This is a genomic window from Megasphaera sp. AF13-6AC, assembly GCF_027685385.1.
Lineage (GTDB): Bacteria > Bacillota > Negativicutes > Veillonellales > Megasphaeraceae > Megasphaera > Megasphaera micronuciformis.
The window spans coordinates 1-8,269 of the sequence record NZ_JAQCUN010000056.1 but is presented as its reverse complement, the minus strand read 5'-3'; the positions used below and the strand labels follow the sequence as shown (position 1 = coordinate 8,269).

Sequence of the window (8,269 nt, the reverse complement as noted above, 5' to 3'; positions counted from 1 at the left end):
ACTATCAAAGAGAATCACTTCTGTTTAATTTCGGTGCTGCTAAAGGGGCAGGAAACAACCACCATTATCTTGTAAATATGGGTGTAACCTATAAATTCGGCAATGTGGGTGAAAGAAAGGCTGTTCCCGAACGATATAGAGGCGGTCCTATCAGTGCCGTTTACGTGTTGGAAGATGAAATGACGGCTATGAAAGAAATAAATCAGGGCCTTGTGGAAAAGGTAGCGGCTCAAGACGGTGAAATTCAATCGCTAAAACAGGAAGTAGCCGATTTAAAAGGCATAGTGAAACGATTAATAGGTCAATAGTTCGTCGGAAGACCGTATAATTGAGTAAAAAGGGTTGAATTTTATTCGTCTGTAAGACGTTTGTAGTCAACCCTTTTTGTCATTTTCACTCTTTCCGTCCTGTGGTATACTGGGCACAGATATACAAAGGGGGAAGTCGTTCATGTTTAATATCGGCATGAGTGAAATGATTTTGGTCTTCATCGTAGCTCTCATTGTCTTCGGTCCTGACCGGTTGCCGGAAATTGCACGAACATTGGGGAAGAGCGTCAATGAATTGAAAAAAATGGGCAATGATATTGTCGACGCGGCTACGGAAACGAAGGATACGGCAAAAAACGTCAGTCAGATAGAAATGAAAGAAGTCGAAGAGTCGTTACAAAAGTTTAAAGAAGCTCATGATATGTTGGCTGAAGGCAGTGATGCGGTGAGAAACGAAGTGGAGGAAACGACAGAGCTTGCTGATGAAGTAGCCAGAAAAAGTATGACAGCCGATATTACGGCACCGGTCAGAAAAGAGGCGGTCACAAAGGCCGCCGACATTGCACGGAAGGAAGAAAAACCGGTAAAGGAGCATGACCTTGAAACCTGATGTACAGACGGAACAGCCCCTACGCGACCACTTACAGGAATTCAGAAAACGCCTCATTATCTGTCTGGTTGTCGTCGCCATAGCGGCCTTGGCCTGTTATAACTATGTAGATGATATTATTGCCTTGTTATCGGGACCGGCAGGTAAATTGTACTTTATGAACCCGTCGGAGGTTTTCTTTACCTATATGGAAATAGCCCTATATGCGGGGATCTTGTTCACCTTGCCCGTCCTTTTGTATGAAGTATGGGCTTTCGTGGCACCGGCCCTGTGGCCGGAGGAGAGACGGGCCGTTTTGGTTATATTGCCGACGGCAGTTATTTTATTTTACGTAGGTCTTGTTTTTGCCTACTATTTGGTCATTCCTGCAGCGGTGACCTTCTTTATGGGGTTTGCGACGCAGACACTTCAACCCATGTTCTCGCTGGAATCATATCTTTCCTTTATTTTGGCCTTGACATTACCCTTCGGGTTCATTTTTGAATTACCGCTTATTGTAGTCTTTTTAGCCAAGATCGGGCTGGTAACAGGCGACTTTTTAAAGGGAAAACGAAAGATTTTAATTGTTATTGCCTTTATCTTTGCCGCTGTCGTATCCCCTACTACGGATATATTTACGCAGACAATGATTGCCGTGCCACTCATTGTATTGTATGAAATCAGCCTGTTTATTGTGTGTAAAGTCATGCACAAATAAATTTTGTATACAGTATTTATAGGCTCCGCCCCTTTGTACGGGGCGGTTCTTTTGTTATAATATACGAGTAGGTCTATGCTGGTATATAAGACGCAAGTACCACATCTCTATGACAGTAGGAGGGTTTTATTATATGAAAAAGATTAATTCGGTTTTAGTTGCAAACCGCGGCGAAATCGCTATTCGTGTATTTCGTGCCTGTAATGAATTAGGTATTCGTACCGTAGCGATTTACTCCAAAGAAGATTCCCTTTCGCTGCATCGTTTTCGGGCGGATGAATCTTATTTGGTAGGTAAGGGCAAGAAACCGGTTGACGCATATCTTGACATTGAGGATATTGTCCGTATTGCACACGAACACGATGTTGACGCTATTCATCCGGGCTACGGATTCCTGTCGGAAAACGCGGAATTGGCTAAACGTTGTGAAGAGGAAGGTATTATCTTTATCGGACCTAAGGTAGAGCACCTGATTATGTTCGGTGATAAGATTAACGCTCGTATTCAAGCTAAAAAGGCGGGCATTCAGTTTATTCCCGGCAGTGACGGTCCGGTTATGAACTATGCCGAAGTTGAACGCTTTGCCAAAGAAGTCGGTTTGCCGATTATGTTAAAGGCTGTTAACGGCGGTGGCGGTCGCGGCATGCGTATGGTCGATAAAATGGCCGACCTTAAGGATGCATATGAACGCGCTAAATCCGAAGCGAAGCTTGCTTTCGGCAGTGACGAAATTTATTTGGAAAAATGCATTATCAACCCCAAGCATATTGAAGTACAGATCATGGGGGACGAGCACGGCAATGTAATCCATCTTTTCGAACGGGATTGCTCTATTCAGCGTCGTCATCAAAAGGTGGTCGAAATTGCTCCTGCGTTTTCTCTTTCGAAAAAATTGCGTCAGGACATTTGTGATGCGGCCTTGAAGTTGATGAAAAACGTCAACTATGTCAATGCGGGTACGGTAGAATTCCTTGTTACAAGCGATGAAAAATTCTACTTCATTGAAGTTAACCCTCGTGTTCAGGTTGAACATACGGTAACGGAAATGATTACAGGCATCGATATTGTACAGACACAGATTAAGGTTGCCGAAGGCTATGCGTTGGATAGTGAAGAGATAGGTATTCCTTCGCAAGAGTCGGTACAATGCATCGGCAATGCCATTCAGTGCCGCATTACGACGGAAGATCCTTTAAACGGTTTTATGCCTGACTCGGGTAAGATTATTGCATATCGTAGCGGCGGCGGCTTCGGTGTTCGTCTTGACAGCGGCAATGCTTATACGGGAGCCATCATTACACCGTACTACGATTCACTTCTTGTTAAGGCTACGACGTATAATTTGACTCATGCCGGGGCCGTACAAAAGATGATTCGCGTCTTGAAGGAGTTCCGTATCCGCGGTGTTAAGACCAATATCGGCTTCCTCATTAACGTATTGTCTAGCCCCTTGTTTGAAAGCGGAGATTATGACGTTAACTTTATTGATGAACATCCGGAACTTTTTGACCTGCCGGTTACGCATGACCGCGGAACAAAGTTGCTCCGATATATTGCCGACACGACTATTAACGGATATATGGCAGCAGGTCATCAGGAAAAGCCCGAATTCGAGCCCTTGGAATTACCGATTACACCGAAAGGGGACTTCCCTCAAGGAACGAAGCAGATTTTTGATGAAAAGGGTGCTGAAGGTCTGTCCAAGTGGATTCTTGACCAGAAGAAAGTTCTTTTTACCGATACCACTATGCGTGATGCTCATCAGTCTCTTATGGCGACACGTGTTCGCTCTATTGACATGTTGCGCGTTATGGATGCGGCTGCCAAGAAGATGCCGAATCTCTTTTCTTTTGAATGCTGGGGCGGGGCGACTTTCGACGTAGCGTATCGTTTCCTTTATGAAGATCCTTGGGTACGCTTGCGTGAAATGAGAGAAAAGTCTCCCAACATTCTTTTGCAAATGTTGATTCGCGGTGCCAATGCTGTAGGCTATACGAGCTATCCCGACAATGTAGTTAAGAATTTCGTTGACTTGTCAGCTAAAAACGGCATTGACGTATTCCGTATTTTTGATAGTCTGAACAGCTTGGATAATATGTATGAAACTATTCAGGCCGTACGGGAAACGGGTAAGATTGCCGAAGTAGCATTGTGCTATACAGGCGATATTTTAAATCCCAATCGCCCGAAGTACAATCTTGACTACTACGTTAAGATGGCTAAGGAATTGGAAAATGCGGGAGCTAATATTATTGCTATTAAGGATATGGCCGGCCTCTTGAAACCGGAAGCGGCATATCAGCTGGTTTCGTCTCTTAAAGATGCGGTTACCTTACCGATTCATTTACATACTCATGACGGCTCGGGTAACGGTGTAACGACCTATTGCCGTGCTATTGATGCAGGCGTAGACATCGTTGACGTAGCCTTGTCTTCCATGGCAAGCAATACGAGTCAGCCGAGCATGAATACCCTGTATTATGCCTTGACGGGTAAGGAACGTCAGCCTGAAATGGACATCGATTCAATGGAAGAGCTGTCTCGTTATTGGGCTACCGTTCGTCCGTACTACAAGGGTGTTGATAAAGCGGAACCATATTCCAATACGGAAGTGTATCAGCATGAAATGCCGGGCGGACAGTTCTCCAACTTGCGTCAGCAAGCTAAGGGTGTCGGTTTGGGCGAGCGTTGGAATGAAGTCAAGAAGATGTATCACGACGTTAACATGATGTTCGGTGATATTATCAAGGTTACGCCGTCTTCTAAAATCGTCGGGGATATGACTCTCTTCATGGTACAAAATAACTTGACGGAAAAGGATATTTACGAAAAAGGAGACACACTCGATTTCCCGCAATCGGTTGTAGAATTTTTCGAAGGCCGAATCGGTGTTCCTTATCAGGGATTCCCCGAAAAGCTGCAGAAGATTATCTTAAAGGGCAAGAAGCCTTTAACGGAACGACCGGGCAAGGTTTTACCGCCGGCAGATTTTGAAGCTATTGCCAAAAAGTTAGCTGATGCCGGGTATGGCCACACGCCGGAAGATGTCAACGCTTATTGCCAATATTCGAAGGTTTTCACTGATTACAGTGAACGCTTGAAAGAATTCGGAGATGTGAGCGTTCTCGATACGCCGACCTTCTTCTTCGGCATGAAAAAAGATGAAGAAATTCATGTAGGCATTGAAAAGGGTAAAGATCTCGTCATTACTCTGGTTAATATCAGTGATTGTGATGATGACGGTGTACGTACCATTACGTTTATGTTTAACGGTGCGGAACGTGAAATTCGCATGCTGGATAAGAGTGTCGACATGACGACGGTAGCTAAGAAAAAGGCCGACCCGACGAAGCCGGGTGACGTAGGTGCAACTCTCTCCGGTTCCGTAGTCAACATTCTCGTCTCGAAGGGACAGAAGGTTAAGAAAGGTGAACCTCTTGTTGTTACGGAAGCTATGAAGATGGAAACGACTATTACAGCTCCTATGGACGGGACAGTGGCCGATATTCATGTAACAAAGGGCCAAGCCATTATTTCCGGTGATTGCCTTGTAGAGATTGAATAAATCATATAGTAAAGCCGCACATCAAAGATGTGCGGCTTTATTTCGTCTCAGCATATATTCTATTGCTTCATACTATAAGGGCTTAGGCCTATGTTTTCGTACGAGTAAACTGATCAATAAAAGAACGGCACCGGCAACAATAAAGATTGAATGCATACCCATTACGGTAGCAATGGCGGCACCTGCCAGCGGACCTATGAAAGCACCGGTTTGCTGAGCGGAAAAGAGAAGACCGAAAACACGACCTTTCACATTGTTTGTGGTAGCATTTGCCAAAATAGCGTTAATAGACGGGTTAATGCCGGAGAAGAAGAGGCCGACCCCAAATTGGCAGGCGGCAAAAACAGTGAGCGTTTTAGGCAGCGATTGAAGAACAGCTACGATACCGGCTAAGGTAAGTGCGTAGATTAAAGAGGTATAAAATCCGTGTTTTTGGCCGAACCTTCCCCATAAAGGGGCGGTAACCGCTCCCGCAATGCCGCTTAATGAGAAAATGATGCCGGCTTTCATGGCAATAGAATCGGAGGTACCTGTCAAATCCTCAATGTAAGGTGCCATAATCGGCTGGACGAGGAAGATAACCATTTGGACTAAGACGGCGAAAAGAAGCATGTCACGAATGATAGGGGATTTAAGTACACTGAAGGAAGGTTGCTTTTCCTCCGGTGACGGGGGTGTGTGTGGCGGTTCTTTAATGACGACGAGCAGCATAATAAAGTTAAAAAATAAGGCGCCGGTAGCGATAAAAAAAGAGGCGCGCATACCGAATACTTCGGAAAGTACGCCTCCGAACAGCGGGCCGATTACACTGCCGGCCGTCAAGGCACCTTGCATAATACCGAGGCAAAATCCTGTTTTCTCGGTAGGTGCATAAGAGGTCATGATGGCTAAAGTCATGGGCCAGAGTCCGGAAGCAAAACCTTGGAATAGGCGGACACATGCGAGTTGAATCGGCGTAGATACGACACCTCCGAGAAAATAACTGATTGATAATAAAAAGCTGGCACGTAATGCCATGAGTCGTTTTCCTCGATTGTCCGCCATACGCCCCCAGATAGGAGCCATAACGGAGCTGACAATGAAAGAAGCGGAAAAAATAATTCCCGACCAAAGATGAATATCGGCAGGGATTACCCCCAGTTCTTTTGTTAAATAGACGGGTAAAAAAGGAATGATCATCGTATAACTTGACGACATAAACAGCACATTACAGGTTAAGACGGCAAGACATAATTTCCAATTCATAAGAACACTCTTTTCCATGTGAATAAACTATTGTTTTATTATACGAGGGCTGATGCGGTATGACAAGGTGATTGCTATACTTTTACCGGGGAGGACGGTATAATAAAATTTATATTATGCAGGATTATTTAAGCTTTTAACGAGGTTATATTATGCTCCCTTATCTTTTGAAAAGACTCGGCGGAGCCCTGGTCGTTTTATGGGCTGTTATTACACTTACCTTTTTTTTAATGCATGCCGTCCCCGGAGGACCTTTTACAGCTGAAAAGAAATTACCACCCTCAGTTTTGACAGCTGTAGAAGCCAGGTATAAGTTAAATGATCCCTTGTGGAAACAGTATACGGACTATTTGGGTCATGTCGTGCAGGGAGATTTCGGCCCGTCCTTTAAATATCCCGGACGTACGGTAAACAATATTATCGCCGAAACAGCTCCGGTCTCAGCGGTATTAGGCGGTATCAGTCTGATTGTATCTTTGATTGTCGGCATTGTATCGGGACTTGCAGCGGCATCTCGCAAAAATTCACTTCTTGATTATGCCTGTCTGATTTTTGCTACCTTGGGGGTCTCCGTGCCCGGATTTATCATTGCGGCCCTCCTTGTTGAAGTATTTGCTTTTTGGTGGCCCGTATTACCTGCAGCTCTGTGGAAGGGACCGACTTATGCCGTCTTACCGGCTCTGGCATTAGCAGCCGCTCCTACGGCGTTTATTATGAGGCTCACCAGAGCCGGCGTACTTGATGCATTAGAGCAGGACTATATCCGTACGGCGCGGGCCGCCGGTGTCGGTAAATGGAGAATTTTATATCATCATGCACTTCGTAACGCACTCTTACCGGTAGTCAGTTATACGGGCCCGCTGGCAGCCTCTCTCCTTACCGGCAGTTTTGTTGTCGAGACGCTTTTTGCCATACCAGGCTTGGGTCGATATTTTGTGACCAGTATATATAACCGAGATTATACGGTTATTTTAGGAATCACCCTTTTTTACAGTATTTTCGTTATTTTCGTGAACCTTTTAGCAGATTTAATATATCCCTTGTTGGACCCGCGTATTTCTGTCACGAAGGGAGGAGAAAAGAAGTGATACGACATGATGATTTCGAGCCTGTACCGTTTGCAACAAGAAAGGCGGTGCAAAGAAGTCGTAGGCCCGTAACTTATCGAGGCCTGCAGCGATTAAAGAAAAATCGTTTGGCCGTGGCGGGAGGCATTATTATCTGTCTAATTGCGCTTTGGGCTCTCATCGGGCCCGCCTTTTCGCCCTATACGTATGATGGGCAGAATTTTGCCGAAGCCAATGCGGCTCCATCGGTACTGCATTGGTTCGGTACCGATTCTTTGGGCCGAGATTTATATACGCGTGTGCTTTACGGGGCACGGATATCCTTGTCCATCGGTATCGTAGCGGCACTTATTAATGTGACTATCGGTGTTATTTACGGCGGGATTGCCGGCTTTGTCGGAGGTAAGACAGATCGGATTATGATGCATATCGTGGATGTTTTGTACTCTGTGCCTGTTTTATTGTATGTTATTTTATTGATGGTTGTTTTTAAGCCGGGACTACTTAATATTTACATTGCTTTGGGCATTGCCTATTGGTTGAACATGGCACGCATTGTGCGCGGTCAAATTTTGAGTTTGAAGACGTCTGATTACATTACGGCTGCACGCTCCTGTAATGCAGGCTCTTTTGATTTATTGCGACGACATTTATTGCCCAATGCGGCCGGTCCGATTGTTGCCGCCTTGACGTTGTCAGTACCGGATGCAATTTTCACGGAAGCTTTTTTAAGCTTTATAGGCCTGGGGGTGTCGGCTCCCATGGCCAGTTGGGGCGTTTTGACGTCCGAGGGGATTAACAGCATCCGATCCTTTC

At 45.3% G+C, this 8,269-nt stretch carries 7 protein-coding genes; 6 read left to right on the top strand and 1 reads right to left on the bottom strand.

The features are described 5' to 3' along the window. From PGX78_RS04480 to PGX78_RS04465, 4 genes are all read left to right on the top strand, one after another. Positions 1-308: hypothetical protein (locus PGX78_RS04480; protein ID WP_270445559.1), on the top strand; the 308-nt coding region annotated here is incomplete at its 5' end. Between the two features lie 142 nt (positions 309-450). After that, complete coding sequence (locus PGX78_RS04475) at positions 451-879, top strand: Sec-independent protein translocase subunit TatA/TatB (RefSeq protein ID WP_270445558.1); 429 nt, start codon at positions 451-453, stop codon at positions 877-879. After that, a complete protein-coding gene (tatC, locus tag PGX78_RS04470; protein ID WP_006943004.1) occupies positions 863-1,576 on the top strand; it encodes a twin-arginine translocase subunit TatC in 714 nt (237 codons plus the stop codon). Before PGX78_RS04475 ends, tatC begins: the two co-directional genes overlap by 17 nt. A 133-nt stretch (positions 1,577-1,709) precedes the next feature. Further along, positions 1,710-5,141 (top strand): pyruvate carboxylase, encoded by a 3,432-nt coding sequence (locus PGX78_RS04465; protein ID WP_040774476.1) that lies wholly within the window; start codon positions 1,710-1,712, stop codon positions 5,139-5,141. A gap of 72 nt (positions 5,142-5,213) precedes the next feature. On the opposite strand, the gene PGX78_RS04460 is transcribed toward PGX78_RS04465, so the two are convergent. Next, positions 5,214-6,386, bottom strand: a complete 1,173-nt coding sequence (locus PGX78_RS04460; protein WP_270445557.1) for an MFS transporter — start codon at positions 6,384-6,386, stop codon at positions 5,214-5,216. Between the two features lie 152 nt (positions 6,387-6,538). Here PGX78_RS04460 and PGX78_RS04455 point away from each other — a divergent pair, with 152 nt between their 5' ends. Beyond that, positions 6,539-7,474: an ABC transporter permease gene (locus tag PGX78_RS04455; protein ID WP_270445556.1), complete on the top strand. Its 936-nt coding sequence runs from the start codon at positions 6,539-6,541 to the stop codon at positions 7,472-7,474. Beyond that, positions 7,474-8,269, top strand: a 796-nt coding sequence (locus PGX78_RS04450; RefSeq protein WP_442864793.1) for an ABC transporter permease, incomplete at its 3' end; no start/stop codon positions are given. The genes PGX78_RS04455 and PGX78_RS04450, both read left to right, overlap by 1 nt.

Excerpts from the sequence above, each read along its gene's own strand:
- PGX78_RS04475 (WP_270445558.1), top strand. The coding sequence starts at position 451 with ATGTTTAATATCGGCATGAGTGAAATGATTTTGGTCTTCATCGTAGCT.
- tatC (WP_006943004.1), top strand. The coding sequence starts at position 863 with ATGACCTTGAAACCTGATGTACAGACGGAACAGCCCCTACGCGACCAC.
- PGX78_RS04465 (WP_040774476.1), top strand. The coding sequence starts at position 1,710 with ATGAAAAAGATTAATTCGGTTTTAGTTGCAAACCGCGGCGAAATCGCT.
- PGX78_RS04460 (WP_270445557.1), bottom strand. The coding sequence starts at position 6,386 with ATGAATTGGAAATTATGTCTTGCCGTCTTAACCTGTAATGTGCTGTTT.
- PGX78_RS04455 (WP_270445556.1), top strand. The coding sequence starts at position 6,539 with ATGCTCCCTTATCTTTTGAAAAGACTCGGCGGAGCCCTGGTCGTTTTA.